The organism is Caballeronia sp. GAWG1-5s-s, from assembly GCF_023631445.1.
In the GTDB taxonomy this organism is placed as follows: domain Bacteria; phylum Pseudomonadota; class Gammaproteobacteria; order Burkholderiales; family Burkholderiaceae; genus Caballeronia.
This window is the reverse complement of sequence record NZ_JALQDC010000001.1, coordinates 200,679-217,508: the sequence shown is the minus strand read 5'-3', so window position 1 is coordinate 217,508 and position 16,830 is coordinate 200,679. Positions and strand designations below refer to the sequence as shown.

Here is a 16,830-nt window from a genome sequence, read left to right as displayed (position 1 = left end):
AAAGGCGACCGATGCGCCGGGAGTAAAGAAAAAGGCCGCTCCGGACATGCCGGAGCGGCCTTGCTTTCGACTACCGATGCGACGCGCTTACATGCGCCCGGTCCGCGCCATTTCCATGAGACGCGCGACGCGCTCTTCGGTGGCCGGGTGCGTCGAGAACAGATTCGCGATGCTGCCACCCGACAGCGGATTCATGATCATCATCTGCGCGGTGGCAGGATGCGCTTCCGCCGTCGGGAACGGCACGCCGGACGCGTACGCGTGAATCTTCTCCAGCGCGCTCGCGAGCGCCTGCGGATCGCCCGAGATCTGCGCGCCGCCGCGGTCCGCCTCGAATTCGCGCGCGCGGGAAATCGCCATCTGGATCATCGCGCCCGCGATAGGCGCAAGAATCGCCACGGCAATGCTCGCGATCGGATTGGCCGGACGGCCTTCCTCGTCGCGCCCGCCGAAGAACATCGCGAAATTCGCGAGTGCGGAAATCGCGCCGGCCATCGTCGCGGAGATGGTCGAGATGAGAATGTCGCGATGCTTCACGTGCGCGAGTTCGTGCGCCATCACGCCGCGCATCTCGCGCTCGGACAGCACGCGCAGGATGCCGGTCGTCGCCGCGACCGCCGCGTGCTCCGGATTGCGGCCGGTGGCGAACGCGTTCGGCGCGTCTTCGTTGATGAGATAGACGCGCGGCATCGGCAATTGCGCGCGCGTGGCCAGCTCGCGCACCATGCGATAGAACTGCGGCGCGGTGGTTTCGTCGACTTCCTGCGCGTTGTACATGCGCAGGACCATCTTGTCCGAGAACCAGTACGAGAAGAAATTCATGCCGAGCGCCACGACGAGCGCGAGCATCATGCCCTTCGACCCGCCGATCATGCCGCCGATCAAGACGAAAAGGGCCGTGATCGCTGCCATCAGCATCGCGGTTTTGACCCAGTTGAACATATGCGGAGCTCCTTCTCCCTAAACACGGTGCGCCATCTGCGCGGTGGTCCCGGCCACGTCGGCCGGGACGCTCATTGTAAGCAAAACGTTAGATAGGGGCATCCGCAAAAAATTCAACTATCGGTGCGAAGTGGCCAGTTTGATGCCGAGACCGACGAACGCGCCGCCCACGCCGCGATCCAGCCACTTCTTCACGCCCGGTTTGCCGGAGAAGCGTTCCGTGACGCTGCCCGCGATCCACGCGACGAAGCTGTTCCAGACGGTGCTCATCGCGATGAACACGAGGCCGAGCGTGAGAAACGCGAGCGTCTTGTGCTGGCTGTCCGCCGCGACGAACTGCGGGAAAAACGAGACGAAAAAGAGCACGACCTTCGGGTTGAGGACGTTGGTGACGAAGCCCTGCGTGAAAAGCTGGCGCAGCGACTTCGGCGCGCCCTTGGCGCTGGCTTTGGCGGATGCCACGTCGCTCGCGGCCTCGTGCTTCGTGAAGATCAGCCGAACGCCGAGGTAGATCAGATAGATCGCGCCCGCGATCTTGACGACGGTAAACGCCGCCGCCGATGCCGCGAGAATCGCCGTGAGGCCGAACGCGCAGGCAAGCGTGTGCACGACGCATCCCGCCGAAATGCCGAGCGCCGAGACAATGCCGGCTCCGCGCCCTTGCGCGACGCTGCGCCCGACGATATACGCGGTGTCCGGCCCCGGCGTGACGTTCAGCAGGAACACGGCGACGAGAAAGAAGGCGAAACCTGTGATGCCGAGCATGGGGAAACCCGAAAAACGTGAGCGACTTTTTATTCTATGCTGCGCGCGTCGTCGTGAACGGCGAAACGTTGCCCCTTCGACAGAGGCGTTCCCGCCAGAAATTCGCGCGCCGCGAGCCGCTTGCCGCCCGGCTTCTGTAGCTGCGTCAGCCTGAGCGCGCCATAGCCGCAAGCCACGACGATGCCTTCCGCGGAGACGTCCAGGATGATGCCCGGCTGCTGCCCGTGCGCTTTGTCGAGCGGCTGCGCCGACCAGATTTTGATCGCCGTGTCGTCGAGCGTGCTGGACGCGCCCGGGAACGGATCGAACGCGCGGACCTGTCGCGCGAGTTCGTCCGCCGGGCGACGCCAGTCGAGCGCCGCCTCGTGCTTCGCAATCTTTTCGGCGTAGGTGGTGCCGTCTTCCGGCTGAGGCGTGGCGGAAAGCGTGCCGTCGCGTTCGAGATCGCGCAGGGCCGCGACGATAAGTTCCGCGCCCATCTGCGCGAGCCGGTCGTGCAACGTAGCCGTGGTGTCGTCCGGAAGGATGGGCGTGCGGACTTCGCGGATCATGGCGCCGGTGTCGAGACCTGCGTCCATCTGCATGAGCGTGATGCCCGTTTGCGCGTCGCCGGCTTCGATCGCGCGATGGATCGGCGCGGCCCCGCGCCAGCGCGGCAACAGCGACGCGTGGATATTGATCGCGCCGCGCGGCGGGATATCGAGCACTTCCTGCGGCAGGATCAGCCCGTAGGCCGCGACCACCATCACATCGTGCGGCGTGGCGCGCAACAAGTCGATGGCTTGCGCCGCCTCTTGCGGGTATTTGCCCGCGCGCCTGAGCGACGTCGGCTGCGCGACCGGAAGACCGTGCTCGACCGCGAAACGCTTGACCGGACTGGCGGTCAGTTTCATGCCGCGGCCGGCGGGGCGATCGGGCTGCGTGAGAACGAGAGGAACCGGAAAGCCAGCCGCATGGATGGCCGCGAGCGCGGCGGCGGCGAATTCAGGCGTACCGGCGAAAACGACACGCAGCGATTGAGTCATCGGAGAAAGCGCCGTTCGGCGCGCCTGCAAAAACGTGAATCGTACCGCCGGTTACAGCGCCTTTTCGAGCTTTTTCATCTTCCCGCGAATGCGCGTCTGCTTGAGTTGGGACAGATACTCCACGAACACGTGCCCGTCGAGGTGATCGATTTCGTGCTGCACGCATACGGCGAGCAACCCTTCGCAATCGAGCTCGAACGTCTCGCCCTTCTCATTCAGCGCCCTCACGCGAACCCGCTCCGGCCGCTCGACGACGTCGTAAATACCCGGCACGGACAGGCAGCCTTCTTCCCAGTCCTTCTTAACCTCGCTCGCCCAGACGATTTCCGGATTGATGAAGACCATCAGTTCGTCGTGCGCGTCCGAAACGTCGATGACGATCACCCGCTCGTGCACGTCTACCTGCGTGGCCGCGAGGCCGACGCCGGGCGCGGCGTACATCGTCTCGGCCATGTCGGCGACGAGCTTGCGGATGCGGTCGTCCACCACGGCGACGGGCTTCGCCACCTTGTTCAGCCGCTTGTCCGGGTAGTTGAGTATCTTGAGCAGAGCCATGATTCGGATTATCTACGCGCGCCACGACGCGGTGAAGTCGGCCATTCGGCCAGGTTGCGGGGGCCTTGCGGCTTGCCGAAGATATGCGGGCGAATCCACGGGATTCAACGCCGCCGGCAAGCGGCAGACAGCGTCGCTACGGACCGGCAGCGCGGCCGGGCGACGATTCTTGATTTATACGGGATCAAAAATCTTAACATGACGACCGACACCCTGCCGACCGACCCGGCGCCCCTTGCTGAAAGCGCCGCGCCGGCAACCGAATCCGACGAGTTTCGCGCGTGGCTGCGGCTCGCGCACGCGAAAGGCTTGCGCCCGCTCGCGCTGCGCACGTTGCTCGGCGCGTTCGGCGGGCCGCTCGAAGTGCTGTCGGAGAGCTTCGCCGCGCTCGCCCGCGCCACCGACGAAAGCGCGGCGAAAGCCGTGACCGCGCCGCCAGCGGACATCGAAGGCGTTCCCTTCGATGACTATATTGAATGCGTGCGCGATTGGGCGTCCGAGCCGGGCAATCATCTGCTCACGCTGGCGGACGCCGACTACCCGCAGGCGCTCTTGACCTTGCCTGACCCGCCGCCCGTGCTCTACGCGAAAGGGCGGCTCGACGTGCTTCAGTCACGGGCTGTGGCGATCGTCGGCAGCCGGAACGCGACGCCGCAAGGCGCAGAAGACGCGCGGCGCTTCGCGCGGGCGCTTTCGGATGCCGGGCTCGCCGTCGTATCGGGGCTTGCCCTTGGCATCGACGCCGCCGCGCATCGCGGCGCGCTCGACGGCCGCGCGGGGACCATCGCCGTCATCGGCACGGGCGCGGATCTCGTGTATCCCGCTCAGAACCACACGCTCGCGCACGAAATCGCTCGCGACGGTGCGATTCTGTCGGAATGGCCGCTCGGGACGCCCGCGCGATCCGCGAACTTCCCGCAGCGCAACCGACTGATCGCGGGATTGTCGAGCGGCGTACTAATCGTCGAAGCTGCGATGCGCTCGGGTTCGCTCATCACCGCGCGCCTGGCCGCCGAGATCGGGCGCGATGTCTTCGCCATTCCCGGATCGATTCACGCGCCGCTGTCGCAGGGCTGCCACCGGCTCATCAAGCAGGGCGCGAAGCTCGTCGAGACGCCGGAAGACGTGCTCGAAGAGTTCGGCTTCCCGGCCGCTCAGGCGCCCGCGTCGGGCCGGCGCGGCAAGCCGCGAGCGCCGAGCGCGTCGTGGGCGTCCGCCCGCGTGCCTGCCGACGCCCCGACGGACGACGCCGAACGCGTGCTGGCCGCGCTCGGTCACGCGCCCGCGACGCTTGAAATTCTGGCCGAGCGCACCGATCTCGACGGCGCGGCGCTTCAAGGCGCGCTGCTTCAGCTCGAACTCGCCGGGCTGGCGGCGGCGCTGCCGGGCGGCCGGTACGGGGCGCTCGAACGCTCCTGAGCCCGCCTCGTGCTACATTCGCGAGAAATTGCGCCGCACGGCTTTGCCATAAGAAAGGATCGTCTCCACCCCATGTCCGCGTTCAATCTCGATACCGACGCCGAACAAATCGCCGAACGCCTCGCCGTGCCGGGCACGCTGTTCGTCGCCTGCCTGTGCGCGGAGTGGTGCGGAACGTGCCGGGATTATCGCGAAGGTTTCAATAAGCTGGCCGACGCGCATCCGGACATCTGCTTCGCGTGGATCGACATCGAAAACCAGGCGGACCGCTTCGATGACCTGGACGTCGAGAACTTCCCGACCATTCTGATCGAGGATTCCGCCACGACCCGATTTTTCGGCACGGTGCTGCCGCAGGTCTCAATCGTCGAGCGCATGCTCACGGACCTCACCGCCCTGCCCGACATGACCGGCGCGCCCAAGCTGCGCCCGGCGCTTGCTATAGCGTAGACAAAACGGATCGGCGCCACCCGATTGCGCCTTCCGAAACGCGCCCGGACGCGGGTTCGGCGGGCGTCGTTATCGAAACCGCGACGCTCACGGCCTAAACCGTGTGCTATAAAGCGGTCGTTAAAGCGGTCCAAACGGGGCCGCTGCCAGTTCCCAACCATATTGAGTCATGTCCAAAGCCCTGATCATCGCTGAGAAGCCCTCCGTCGCGAACGACATCGCGCGCGCGCTGGGCGGCTTCACCAAGCATGACGAGTATTACGAGAGCGACGACTACGTGCTCTCGTCCGCGGTCGGCCACCTGCTGGAAATTGCCGCGCCGGAGGAATACGACGTCAAGCGCGGCAAATGGAGCTTCGCGAATCTGCCGGTGATTCCGCCGCATTTCGACCTGAATCCCATCGCGAAGAGCGAATCGCGGCTGAAAGTGCTGACCAAGCTGCTGAAGCGCAAGGATATCGACCGGCTCATTAACGCATGCGACGCGGGGCGCGAGGGCGAGTTGATTTTCCGCCTCATCGCGCAGCACGCCAAAGCGAAGCAGCCTATCCAGCGTCTGTGGCTTCAGTCGATGACGCCCGCCGCCATCCGCGAAGGCTTCGCGAATCTGCGCAGCGACGCGGACATGCAGCCGCTCGCGGACGCCGCGCGTTGCCGCTCGGAGGCGGACTGGCTCGTCGGCATCAACGGCACGCGGGCGATGACCGCGTTCAACAGCAAGGGCGGCGGTTTCTTCCTGACGACCGTCGGCCGCGTTCAGACGCCAACGCTGTCGATCGTCGTCGAACGTGAAGAGAAGATTCGCCGTTTCGTGCCGCGCGACTACTGGGAAGTGCGGGCGGAATTCATCGCGGCGAAGGGCCTCTACGAAGGTCGCTGGTTCGACCCGAAGTTCAAGCGCGTCGAGAACGATCCCGAGCAGCGCGACTCGCGTCTGTGGAGTCTCGCGGCGGCGGAATCGGTCGTGGCTGCGTGCCGCGGCAAGACCGGCACGGTGACGGAAGAATCGAAGCCGTCCACGCAGATGTCGCCGCTGTTGTTCGACCTGACGAGCCTTCAGCGCGAAGCCAACAGCCGCTTCGGCTTCTCGGCGAAGAACACGCTCGGGCTCGCGCAGGCGCTGTATGAAAAGCACAAGGTCCTGACCTACCCGCGTACGGATTCGCGCGCGCTGCCAGAGGACTATCTGGGCACGGTCAAGGAAACGCTGACCATGCTCAAAGAGAGCAACAACTACTTGCCGTTCGCCAAGCAGGTGCTCGACAAGGGCTGGGTGAAGCCGAACAAGCGCATCTTCGACAACTCGAAGATCAGCGACCACTTCGCCATCATCCCGACGCTGCAAGCGCCCAAAGCGCTGTCCGAGCCCGAGCAGAAGCTGTATGACCTCGTCGTGAAGCGCTTCCTGTCGGTGTTCTTCCCGGCGGCGGAGTACCTCGTCACCACGCGCATCACCGAAGTCTCGGGGCATCACTTCAAGACCGAAGGCAAGGTGCTCGTGGAGCCGGGCTGGTTGCAGGTCTACGGCCGCGAAGCCGCAGGCGAGGAAGGCAATCTGGTGCCGGTGCAAAAGGGCGAAACGGTCGATGTCGAGAAGGTCGAGGCGCATGGGCTCGTGACCAAGCCGCCCGCGCGTTACAACGAGGCGTCGCTGCTTTCCGCGATGGAAGGCGCGGGCAAGCTCGTCGAGGACGAGGAATTGCGCGAGGCGATGGCCGCGAAGGGCCTGGGCACGCCGGCCACGCGCGCCGCCATCATCGAAGGGCTGCTCGGCGAGAAGTACATGGTGCGCGAGGGCCGCGAGCTGATTCCGACCGCCAAGGCGTTCCAGTTGATGACGCTCTTGCGCGGGCTCGGCGTCGAGGAACTGACCGCGCCGGAGTTGACCGGCGAATGGGAGCACAAGCTCTCGCAGATGGAACGCGGCAATCTGCATCGCGACGCGTTCATGCAGGAAATCGCGCGTATGACGCAGACCATCGTGAAGCGCGCGAAGGAATACGACTCCGACACGATCCCCGGCGATTACGCGACGCTGGAGACGCCGTGCCCGAATTGCGGCGCGCAGGTGAAGGAGAACTACCGGCGCTTTGCCTGTACGAAGTGCGAGTTTTCGATTTCGAAGATTCCGGGCGGGCGTCAGTTCGAGATCCCGGAAGTCGAGGAACTGCTGCGCGAGAAGACCATCGGTCCGCTGTCGGGTTTCCGCAGCAAGATGGGGCGTCCGTTCTCGGCCATCCTCAAGCTCGCGTTCGACGACGAGATCAAGAACTTCAAGCTGGAGTTCGATTTCGGTCAGGACACCGGCGGCGAGGACGGCGAACCGCCCGATTTCTCCGAGCAGACGCCGGTCGGCGCGTGTCCGAAGTGCCAGTCGCGCGTGTTCGAGCACGGCATGAGTTTCGTGTGCGAGAACTCGGTCGCGAATCCGAAGACTTGCGATTTCCGCTCGGGCAAAGTCATCCTGCAACAGGAGATCGCGCGCGAGCAGATGGAGAAGCTGCTGAACGAAGGCCGAACCGATTTGCTGACGAACTTCAAGTCGTCGCGGACGGGGCGCAACTTCAAGGCGTATCTGGTCAAGCAACCGGACGGCAAGATCGGCTTTGAATTCGAGAAGAAAGAGGCCAAGCCGGGCGCGAAGACAGCGGCCGCGAAGCGCGGCGCGACCGCCGATGCCCAGACCGACAGCGCGGACGAAGGCGATAGCGACGTCGCCGTAGCCGCGAAGACGACGCGGAAGGCGGCCACGAAGACGGTCGCGGCCAAGAAAGCCCCGGCAAAGAAAGCGGCGGCGAAAAAGTCGGCGGCGCGTAAAGCGAGTTAATCCGCCGCGCCGGCCTAAAAGCAAAAAAGCCCGCGAAGCGATTCGCGGGCTTTTTTTCGTCCGATGCGCGCTACGACGCGCGCAGCCGATCAGAACGGCGACGCTGCCGGCACGCGCCCTCGCGTTCGCGAAGGCTTCGCCAGCTTCGGGCCCAGTTCGCCGTCCATCGAGCGGGAACGCGGCGCGGGCGGCGGCGCTTTGGCTTCATCGGCGTGAGCGTAGTGAGCTTCCGCGCTGCTCGCGGCCGCCGGCTTGCCAATGCCATCCCGAATCCACTGCTCGCCGAGCTGATGATTCGGCGTCTGGCTGAAGTGCTCGACGAGATGATCGATGAACGTGCGAACTTTCGCGGGCAAGTGCCGCCGGCTCGGATACGCGACGTTGATTTCGACTTGCGGCAACTGATAGTCGCCGAGCAGGCGCACCAGTTGATTGCGGTTCATGTCGTTGCCGATCAAATAGCTCGGCAAGATCGCGATGCCCATGCCGAGCAACGCGAACTGCCGCAGCATTTCGGTATTGTTCGCGATGATCACATTCTGCGGACGCACGCGCACTTCGCCGTCCGGACCCGTGAACACGCGCTCGTCGCCCCAATACTCGGACGGCAGGCTGAGGCACGGATGCTCCAGCAGATGTTCCGGCCGCGTCGGCGTACCGTGCTTTTCGAGGTATTCGGGCGTCGCGCACACGGTCATGCAGCCCGTGGTCAGGCGTCGCGTCACGACGCTCGCGCTCTTCACCTGCCGCGCGATGACGATGCCGACATCGAACCCTTCTTCCACGAGATCGACCTGACGGTCCACCAGCGTCACGTCGGGCACGACTTTCGGATAGCGCTGCGCGTACGTCTGCAACACGGGCGCGAGGTTGTGCAGGCCGAACACGACCGGCGCGACGATGCGCAGCGAACCCAGCGGCTCGTGATTGCGCGCGACCACCATCTGTTCGACATCTTCGAGTTCATCGAGAATCTGGCGCGCCCGCTCCAGATACACCTGACCGGATTCCGTGAGCGAAAGGCTGCGCGTCGTGCGGTTGAGCAGACGCGTGCCGAGACGACTTTCCAGATCGGCGACGTGGCGCGTCGCCACCGCGTTCGAGATGTCCATCGCGCTTGCGGCCCGGGCAAAACTGCCGAGATCGGCCACGCGAACGAACACCTTCATCGACTGCAAATGATCCATGGGACAACTCCTGCCGCCACGCGGCTATAAATCCTGCTGCAAGGCAATTCAGAATTATCCTAGGACTCGAAGATTCGTGCAGAAGTTGCGGACGCGCCGTGGTTTTTGGAAAAAAATCGTGGAGAAACGCGTGGGCGGAGAAAGATGACCGTTCGGTCATCTTCTTGAAGGGAACACGCCCGGCAGCGTCAGTCACCGGGCGATGCAACGCAGAGACGATCAGGCAGCGAGACGCTTTTCCATGTCCGCCTTGGCTTCCGGAAGCGCGTCCGGCAGCCCTTGCTGAAGCTTCGCGAACAACTCGTCATGCAGGGTGAGTTCGTCGCGCCACGCGGCGTCGTTCACCGAGATGACCTGCTGGAACTGCTCGCGCGTGAAATCGAGCGCGCCCCAGTCGATGTCTTCATAGCGCGGCGAGATGCCGAACGCGTGTTCCTCGCCGCTCGCCGTGCCTTCGATGCGTCCGACCATCCAGTTCAGCACGCGCATGTTCTCGCCGAAGCCTGGCCACACGAACTTGCCGTCCTCGCCCTTGCGGAACCAGTTGACGCAGAAGAACTTCGGCGGCTTCGCGTTCTGCGCTTGCAGGCGCTCGCCCATCTTGAGCCAATGGCCGAAGTAGTCGCTCATGTTGTAGCCGCAGAACGGCAGCATCGCAAACGGATCGCGGCGCACGACGCCCTGCTGGCCCGCCGCGGCGGCCGTGGTTTCGGAGCCCATCGTCGCGGCCATGTAGACGCCTTCCTTCCAGTCGCGCGCTTCGGTCACGAGCGGCACCGTGTTCGAGCGCCGTCCGCCGAAGACGAACGCGTCGATCGGCACGCCGGCCGGGTTCTCCCAGTCCGGATCGATCGACGGACACTGCGACGCGGGCGCCGTAAACCGCGCGTTCGGGTGCGCGGCCTTCGCGCCGGTCTCCTTCGCGATTTGCGGCGTCCAGTCGCGGCCCTGCCAGTCGATCAGATGCGCGGGCGGCGCGTCTGTCATGCCTTCCCACCAGACGTCGCCGTCGTCGGTCAGCGCGACGTTGGTGAAGATCACGTTCTCCTTGAGCGTCGCCATCGCGTTGAAGTTGGTTTTTTCGCTCGTGCCCGGCGCGACGCCGAAATAGCCCGCTTCCGGGTTGATCGCGTAGAGACGGCCGTCGCGGCCCGGCTTGATCCACGCGATATCGTCGCCGATGGTTGTCACTTTCCAGCCGTTGAGGTCGGAAGGCGGAATCAGCATCGCGAAGTTGGTCTTGCCGCACGCGGACGGGAATGCCGCCGCGACGTGGTACTTGCGCCCTTGCGGCGACGTGACGCCCAAAATCAGCATGTGCTCGGCGAGCCAGCCCTCGTCGCGGCCCATGGTCGATGCAATGCGCAGCGCGAAGCACTTCTTGCCGAGCAGCGCGTTGCCGCCGTAGCCGGAGCCGAAGCTCCAGATCTCGCGCGATTCGGGGAAATGAACGATGTACTTCGTGTCGTTGCACGGCCACGGCACGTCCTTGCGACCGTCCGCGAGCGGCGCGCCGACCGAGTGAACGCACGGCACGAACTCGCCGTCCGCGCCGAGCACGTCGTACACCTCGCGGCCCATGCGCGTCATGATCCGCATGTTCGTGACGACGTACGGACTATCCGACAGTTCCACGCCGATATGCGCGATAGGCGAGCCCAGTGGACCCATCGAAAACGGCACGACGTACATCGTGCGGCCGCGCATGGCGCCGTCGAAGAGGCCGTCGAGCGTCGTGCGCATTTCCTGCGGATCGATCCAGTTGTTCGTCGGGCCGGCGTCTTCGCGACGCTGCGAGCAGATGAACGTGCGGTCCTCGACGCGCGCCACGTCCGACGGATCGGAGCACGCGAGATACGAGTTCGGGCGTTTTTCGGGATTGAGCTTCTTCATGGTGCCGGCGGCGACCATCTGTGCGCAGAGCCGGTCGTATTCCTCCTGCGAGCCGTCGCACCAGACGATGCGTTCCGGCTTGGTGAGCGCCGCGACGCGTTGAACCCATTCGATCAGTCTTGCGTGCCGGACGTAGGCCGGCGCTTCGACGTCGATGGCATTGTTATTGTTTTGTTCGACTACTGCGGGCTGGTTCATCGAGCTGTCTCCGTTCTTCTGCAATGAAAAACCGTGCGCCCGGACGCTGCGTGCGAGAGGCGTTTCGACGGGACCGCGGGCGCTTCACACAAGCGCGCTCACGCAAATGCGGTCGACCAGCCGAGTGCGGCGTCCTCGGGGCGTGACTCTTGCTGACCTTCGGGCGCTTCCTGCCGTGGCTTGCGCCGCAAAGGAACAAACTGTTAAAAAGAGATACTAATCGGCCTGTCCCCTTGCTGATTACCGTGTTTTCCGCAATGGGCGCCGCGATTTTCGCTTTTCGACGCGGACCTTTATCCGCCGCCGATTGAGGGGAATCAAGCGGGAATCAAGCATAACACCGCATGGCAGCGAGACATTGACGCTGCGCATAAAGCACAGGTTTCGGCGGATTAGCACGGATTTATCGGTAATTACCCGAAGTTAATCCGCGCTTCCTTCAATCGCCGGTTAGACGACGCAGCAGGTTTAATGCCCAACAATACGCAATCACATTCCATGAAAATCGCCATTCTCGACGACTACCAGGACGCCGTCCGGAAGCTCGACTGCTTCCATCTGCTCGATGACCATGAGGTGAAGGTCTTCAATAACACGGTGCGTGGGCTCGGACAGTTGGCTAGCAGACTGTCGGAAGTGGACGCGCTGGTGCTCATTCGCGAACGCACGCGCATTAGCTCGCAGTTGCTCGATAAATGCCCGAAGTTGCGCATGATTAGTCAGACCGGCCGCGCGGGCGGCGGCCACATCGACATCGACGCGTGTACGGAGCGCGGAATCGCGGTACTGGAAGGAACCGGTTCACCCGTCGCGCCGGCCGAACTGACGTGGGCGCTCATCATGGCGGCGCAGCGGCGCATTCCGCAGTACGTCGCGAACCTGAAGCAGGGCGCGTGGCAACAGTCGGGATTGAAGACGTCCGCGCTGCCGCCGAACTTCGGGCTCGGGCAAGTGCTGCGCGGCCAGACGCTCGGCATCTGGGGCTACGGAAAGATCGGCAGGCTCGTGGCGGGCTACGGCAAGGCGTTCGGCATGAACGTGCTCGTCTACGGCCGCGAGCACTCGCAGGAGGCGGCGCGCGAGGACGGCGTGGCGATCGCGGAAAGCCGTGAGATGTTGTTCGAGCAGAGCGACGTGCTCACCGTGCATTTGCGTCTGAACGACGAAACGCGCGCCATCGTCAAGACGGACGATCTCATGCGCATGAAACCGACCGCGCTTTTCGTCAACACGAGCCGCGCCGAACTGCTCGAAGAGAACGCGCTGCTGAATTCGCTGCATCACAACCGGCCAGGCATGGTCGCGGTGGACGTCTACGAAAGCGAGCCGATTCTGCAAGGCTACGGGCTCTTGCGCATGGAAAACGTGATCTGCACGCCGCACATCGGCTATGTGGAGCGCGAAAGCTACGAGCTTTATTTCAGCGCGGCGTTCAAGAACATTCTCGCGTTCGATGCCGGCGATATGTCGAGCGTGGCGAATCCGGAGGCGCTTCAGCACGCGCGCCGCCGTTGACGTTCAGAGCGTCGACACGTCGATAGCCGGCTCGCAGCGCACCGGGAAATTCACCGAATTCGCGATGAAGCAGTTCCGGTGCGCTTCCTCATGCAGCCGCGCGGCGAGCGCCGCGTCGCCGCCCGCGCCGATGGTCACTTTCGGGCGCAGCAGCACATCGACGAAGCGCCCGCTGCCGCCCGGCTCTTCCTGCATCGTGCCGATGGCTTCATCGACATAGCCGGTGACGACGACCTTGTTCGTCGCGCACAGGTGCAGATACCAGAGCATGTGGCACGACGAGAGCGACGCCACGAACAACTCCTCCGGATTGTGACGCGCGGCGTCGCCGCGAAACGCCGGATCGCTCGATGCCTCGATTGCGGGCTTCGTGCCGACCCGCACGAGATGATCGCGCGAGTACGCGTCGTAGGCGGACGTGCCGGAGCCGAGATCGCCGGTCCACGCGACGGTCAGTTCATAGCGATGCAGCTTCGACACGGCATGCCTCCATGCACACTCAGGCGAGATGCGACGCGGCGTCAAGAAGACGCGGCAGGCGTTCCAGGAAGTCTTCGCCGTCCGCGCGACCCAGGTCGTAAGCATGCTCCATCTGCGACGGGCTCGTATAGTCCCAGCTCGAAATCGGCACCTTACGCGACGGCTGCACGTAAAGACGCCGCTGCTCGCCGTGCGGCACGACGAACGTGCGCTCGCGCGGATACAGCCGCGTGACCATCACGAGCACCATGCCCGGCGACGCGTCGAGCGCGGAAACCGGCACGTTGTCGACCATGCCGCCGTCGAGCACCGGACGCCCGTTGCGACGCAGGATCGGCGTGAACGGCGGCGTGCTCGACGATTGCAGAATGAGGTCGGCCAGGTCTTCGATCGTCGCGCATTCCTGCGCCGTCACGAACTCGGGATGGAAGCCGAGCGCCTGACCGAGCGTCGGATGCAGCGTCTTGCGCACGTATTTTTCGATGTTATAGGCGATCAGGCCCGCCGCGACGGCGCTGCGCGCGCCGAGCCAGCGCGGCAGATGCGACACGCCGATGCGAATTTCCGGCGCCGATGCCAGTTCGTGGAAGCGATCCGCGAAGATGTCGAGCAGCGCCTGCCGGTAGATGCGGTAATGCGGAAACACCGACTGGCGCCGCAACAGATTGCCCCAGTAAGCGTTCTTCGTGTTGCCGCGTAGGACGTCCGCGTAATAGCGCATGACCCAGCGCGCGTCGTTGGTGTAGAGCATGCAGGCGGTGGCCGCGCCCGCCGAGATGCCCGCGATGATCCGCGGCCGCAGGTCCAGCTCCGGCTGCACGACGTTCCAGAATCCGGCTTGCCACCAGCAGCGGTTGCCGCCGCCGGCGAATACGACTTGATCGAACATTGCTTACTGGTCTTTGTTGATGAGCGCGTAGGTGGTCGTGGCGTGAGCGGCGAGCTCGCCTTTGTCGTCGTGCATGTCGATTTCGCCGAAGACGAGATTGCGCCCGCGCCGCATGACGCGCGCCGTGACGAGCACGTCGCCGGACTTCACCGGGCGCATGAACGTGGTGTTGAGCGAGACGGTGGTCATCGGCGAGAAACCGCCCATGACGTGCGATATGGCGACGACCATCGCGGTATCCGCGGCGGCCATGAACACCTGACCGCAGATGACGCCGCCCGCGTGCCGCACATGGTCCGAGTACGGCAGACGCAGCGTGACGGAGTCGGTCCCGATGGCTTCGGGCGCAAGCGACAACTCGCGGACCCACGGCGCGAGAATGCTGTCCAGCAACGCGCGGATGGCGGCTTCGTCCATGTCTTCCTGTTCCGTGATGAGTTGACGAATCGAACGATGGTTCGGCGATGCGTCATGATAACGGCTGTTGTGGCGCGCGATGTTCGGCGGGCGGCTTGTTGCGGCGTCGAATTTTCGCGCGGGGGGCTTGCGCTTTTCGAAATTTTGCCGCTATAATTTCGCTTCTGTTGGGGCGTTAGCTCAGTTGGTAGAGCAGCGGACTCTTAATCCGTAGGTCGAGTGTTCGAGTCACTCACGCCCCACCAAGATTCTCAAGGCCGGTCTAGCGAAAGCTGACCGGCCTTTCCTTTTGCGCGTTCCACTGCGCGCGCAGCGCTGGCACAGCCTCGCCAGCATGACAAGCCCTTCGAACTTTCGGACCGCTCCGAAAAACCCGCTCCCCGAATGGCTTAACAATTTGCCTCCCTTTTCCGCCGTCCGACCATTCTGTCGCAGTCAGACAGACACGAGACAACGACGGCGCATTCCCGGAGGCAAATCATGAAATTCCCCAAAGCCCGCACGGCGCTCGTCGCTGCGTCCGTCGCCGCCGTCCTGTGCGGATGCGCGACCGAAGCATCGCGCTCACTGCCGGTACCCGAAGTCAGCAGCGCCCGCACGCCTTACGCCGGCAAACCGGTCGCCGTATCCGTCGGCAAGTTCGACAACCGTTCGAGCTACATGCGCGGCGTGTTCTCGGACGGCGTCGATCGCGTCGGCAGTCAGGCGAAGACCATTCTGCTCACGACGCTGCAGCAGAGCGGCCGCTTCACCGTCCTCGAGCGCGACAACCTGAACGAACTCAAGCAGGAAGCCACGTTCGCCAACAAGAACCAGGCGCTCAAGGGCGCGAGCTACGTCATCACCGGCGACGTCACGGAGTTCGGCCGCAAGGACGTCGGCGATCGCGAACTCTTCGGCGTGCTCGGAAGCGGCAAGACGCAAGTGGCGTACGCGAAGGTCAGCCTCAACATCGTCGATACCACGACCTCCGAAGTCGTCGCATCCAGCCAGGGCGCGGGCGAATACAGTCTGTCGAACCGCGAAGTGATCGGCTTCGGCGGCACCGCCAGCTACGACTCGACGCTCAACGGCAAAGTGCTCGATCTGGCGATTCAGGAAGCCGTCAACCACCTCGTCGAAAAGGTCGACGCGGGCGCGTTGCAAGCCGCGAAGTAACAGCATCAACACTCATCAGCAGGTCTTATCATGTATTTCAAGAAGCATTTCCTGACCGGCCTCGCGCTGCCGATCGCGGCAGCGTGCGCGCTGCTGACCGGTTGCGCCACCCAAGGCACGCCGCCGCTCTACCAATGGGACGGCTATCAGCCGCAGGTGTACGAATACTTCAAAGGCCAGAAGAGCCCGGCCGAGCAGATCGACGCACTCGAAAAAGCGCGCCAGCAGATTCTCGCGAAGGGCAATGCGTTGCCGCCGGGATTCCATGCGCATCTCGGTACGCTGTACGCAAGCGTCGGGCAAATCGATTCCGCCCGGCAGGAACTGAATGCCGAGAAGCAATCCTTTCCCGAGTCGTCCGTTTATATGGACTTTCTGTTGAGCCATCTCAAATAAGCGCCGGCCATGAACATGAATTTTTATCGCAAGCTCTTCACGATGCTCTCCGCTCTGCTGATGCTGAGCGCCTGCGCCTCGCGCGCGCCGCACCAGACGGACTACACGGCGTTCCGCAATAGCAAGCCGCATTCGATTCTCGTGCTGCCGCCGATCAACGACACTTCCGACATCGGCGCGACGCACGGCATGTTGGCGCAAATGACGATGCCGCTCGCCGAAGCCGGCTACTACGTCGTGCCGGTCGCCGAGATGGACGAAACGTTCAAGCACAACGGCCTCACCACGCCCACCGACATCCAGAACGTCGCGCCCGCGAAGCTCCGCGAAATCTTCGGCGCGGACGCCGCGCTGTACACGACGGTCACGAGCTACGGCACGAAGTTCATCGTCGTCGACAGCAAGACGGTCGTGTCGGCGAACGCGAAGCTCGTCGACCTGCGCTCGGGCGACGAACTGTGGAAAGGTTCCGCCTCGGCCAACGGCAACGAAGTCGGCTACAACGTCGGCGTGGGCAACGGCAGCCTGATCGGCATGGTGGTCGGCGGCATCGCCAAACAGGTCACCCACTCGCTGACGGATAAATCGTTCGACGTCGCGGGCCTGACGAGCCAGCGCCTGCTCGCGACGGGCGACAAGACCGGCCTGCTCTACGGCCCGCGCTCGCCGAAATTCGGCACCGACTGAAGCATTCGCGATAGACGTCCTCACGGG

16 protein-coding genes and 1 tRNA gene are annotated in these 16,830 nt (G+C 64.1%); 8 read left to right on the top strand and 9 right to left on the bottom strand.

What is annotated here, in order from left to right; all coding sequences use genetic code 11:
• Positions 1–87 precede the first annotated feature (87 nt).
• The 4 genes from htpX to def form a co-directional block, all read right to left on the bottom strand.
• The gene (htpX, locus tag NCR34_RS01035) at positions 88–942 is read right to left on the bottom strand and encodes a zinc metalloprotease HtpX (protein ID WP_250498888.1); all 855 of its coding nucleotides are present in this window, start codon (positions 940–942) and stop codon (positions 88–90) included.
• A 117-nt stretch (positions 943–1,059) separates the two neighbouring features.
• The gene (locus NCR34_RS01030) at positions 1,060–1,707 is read right to left on the bottom strand and encodes a LysE family translocator (RefSeq protein ID WP_248320858.1); all 648 of its coding nucleotides are present in this window, start codon (positions 1,705–1,707) and stop codon (positions 1,060–1,062) included.
• 29 nt (positions 1,708–1,736) lie between these two features.
• Entirely contained in the window at positions 1,737–2,732 is a 996-nt protein-coding gene (gene fmt / locus NCR34_RS01025; RefSeq protein WP_248320857.1) for a methionyl-tRNA formyltransferase, read from the bottom strand.
• Positions 2,733–2,783: 51 nt separating this feature from the next.
• A complete protein-coding gene (gene def / locus NCR34_RS01020; RefSeq protein WP_248320856.1) occupies positions 2,784–3,287 on the bottom strand; it encodes a peptide deformylase in 504 nt (167 codons plus the stop codon).
• A 198-nt stretch (positions 3,288–3,485) separates the two neighbouring features.
• On the opposite strand from def, the gene dprA reads away from it, so the two are divergent.
• The 3 genes from dprA (at position 3,486) to NCR34_RS01005 (ending at position 7,983) form a co-directional block, all read left to right on the top strand.
• On the top strand, positions 3,486–4,706 hold the full coding sequence (gene dprA / locus NCR34_RS01015; RefSeq protein ID WP_248320855.1) for a DNA-processing protein DprA: 1,221 nt from the start codon (positions 3,486–3,488) through the stop codon (positions 4,704–4,706).
• A gap of 72 nt (positions 4,707–4,778) precedes the next feature.
• Positions 4,779–5,156 (top strand): thioredoxin family protein, encoded by a 378-nt coding sequence (locus tag NCR34_RS01010; protein WP_248320854.1) that lies wholly within the window; start codon positions 4,779–4,781, stop codon positions 5,154–5,156.
• A gap of 169 nt (positions 5,157–5,325) precedes the next feature.
• Positions 5,326–7,983 (top strand): DNA topoisomerase III, encoded by a 2,658-nt coding sequence (locus NCR34_RS01005; protein WP_248320853.1) that lies wholly within the window; start codon positions 5,326–5,328, stop codon positions 7,981–7,983.
• 89 nt (positions 7,984–8,072) lie between these two features.
• Here the strand turns inward: NCR34_RS01005 and NCR34_RS01000 are convergent, their stop codons facing one another.
• Both NCR34_RS01000 and NCR34_RS00995 read right to left on the bottom strand, forming a co-directional pair.
• Complete coding sequence (locus NCR34_RS01000) at positions 8,073–9,170, bottom strand: transcriptional regulator GvmR (protein ID WP_175938889.1); 1,098 nt, start codon at positions 9,168–9,170, stop codon at positions 8,073–8,075.
• Positions 9,171–9,389: 219 nt separating this feature from the next.
• On the bottom strand, positions 9,390–11,261 hold the full coding sequence (locus tag NCR34_RS00995; protein WP_248320852.1) for a phosphoenolpyruvate carboxykinase (GTP): 1,872 nt from the start codon (positions 11,259–11,261) through the stop codon (positions 9,390–9,392).
• Positions 11,262–11,759: 498 nt separating this feature from the next.
• On the opposite strand from NCR34_RS00995, the gene NCR34_RS00990 reads away from it, so the two are divergent.
• A complete protein-coding gene (locus NCR34_RS00990; protein ID WP_175938885.1) occupies positions 11,760–12,776 on the top strand; it encodes a D-2-hydroxyacid dehydrogenase family protein in 1,017 nt (338 codons plus the stop codon).
• A gap of 3 nt (positions 12,777–12,779) precedes the next feature.
• Here the strand turns inward: NCR34_RS00990 and NCR34_RS00985 are convergent, their stop codons facing one another.
• Genes NCR34_RS00985 through NCR34_RS00975 form a run of 3 tightly spaced genes read right to left on the bottom strand, consistent with a single transcriptional unit; the run spans position 12,780 to position 14,562 of the window.
• On the bottom strand, positions 12,780–13,256 hold the full coding sequence (locus NCR34_RS00985) for an OsmC family protein (RefSeq protein WP_248320851.1): 477 nt from the start codon (positions 13,254–13,256) through the stop codon (positions 12,780–12,782).
• Positions 13,257–13,275: 19 nt separating this feature from the next.
• Positions 13,276–14,145, bottom strand: a complete 870-nt coding sequence (locus NCR34_RS00980) for a patatin-like phospholipase family protein (RefSeq protein WP_248320850.1) — start codon at positions 14,143–14,145, stop codon at positions 13,276–13,278.
• A 3-nt stretch (positions 14,146–14,148) separates the two neighbouring features.
• Entirely contained in the window at positions 14,149–14,562 is a 414-nt protein-coding gene (locus NCR34_RS00975) for a PaaI family thioesterase (RefSeq protein WP_248320849.1), read from the bottom strand.
• Positions 14,563–14,731: 169 nt separating this feature from the next.
• Between NCR34_RS00975 and NCR34_RS00970 the strand changes: the two genes are divergently transcribed.
• The 4 genes from NCR34_RS00970 to NCR34_RS00955 all read left to right on the top strand — a co-directional run bounded on the left by NCR34_RS00970 (position 14,732) and on the right by NCR34_RS00955 (position 16,803).
• Positions 14,732–14,807 (top strand) — tRNA-Lys (locus tag NCR34_RS00970).
• A 235-nt stretch (positions 14,808–15,042) separates the two neighbouring features.
• On the top strand, positions 15,043–15,720 hold the full coding sequence (locus NCR34_RS00965; RefSeq protein WP_248320837.1) for a CsgG/HfaB family protein: 678 nt from the start codon (positions 15,043–15,045) through the stop codon (positions 15,718–15,720).
• A 30-nt stretch (positions 15,721–15,750) separates the two neighbouring features.
• Positions 15,751–16,116 carry a DUF4810 domain-containing protein gene (locus tag NCR34_RS00960; protein WP_248320836.1) on the top strand — a complete coding sequence of 122 codons (366 nt, stop codon included), beginning with the start codon at positions 15,751–15,753 and terminating at the stop codon, positions 16,114–16,116.
• Positions 16,117–16,125: 9 nt separating this feature from the next.
• Complete coding sequence (locus tag NCR34_RS00955; protein WP_248320835.1) at positions 16,126–16,803, top strand: DUF799 domain-containing protein; 678 nt, start codon at positions 16,126–16,128, stop codon at positions 16,801–16,803.
• The last annotated feature ends 27 nt before the right edge of the window (positions 16,804–16,830 follow it).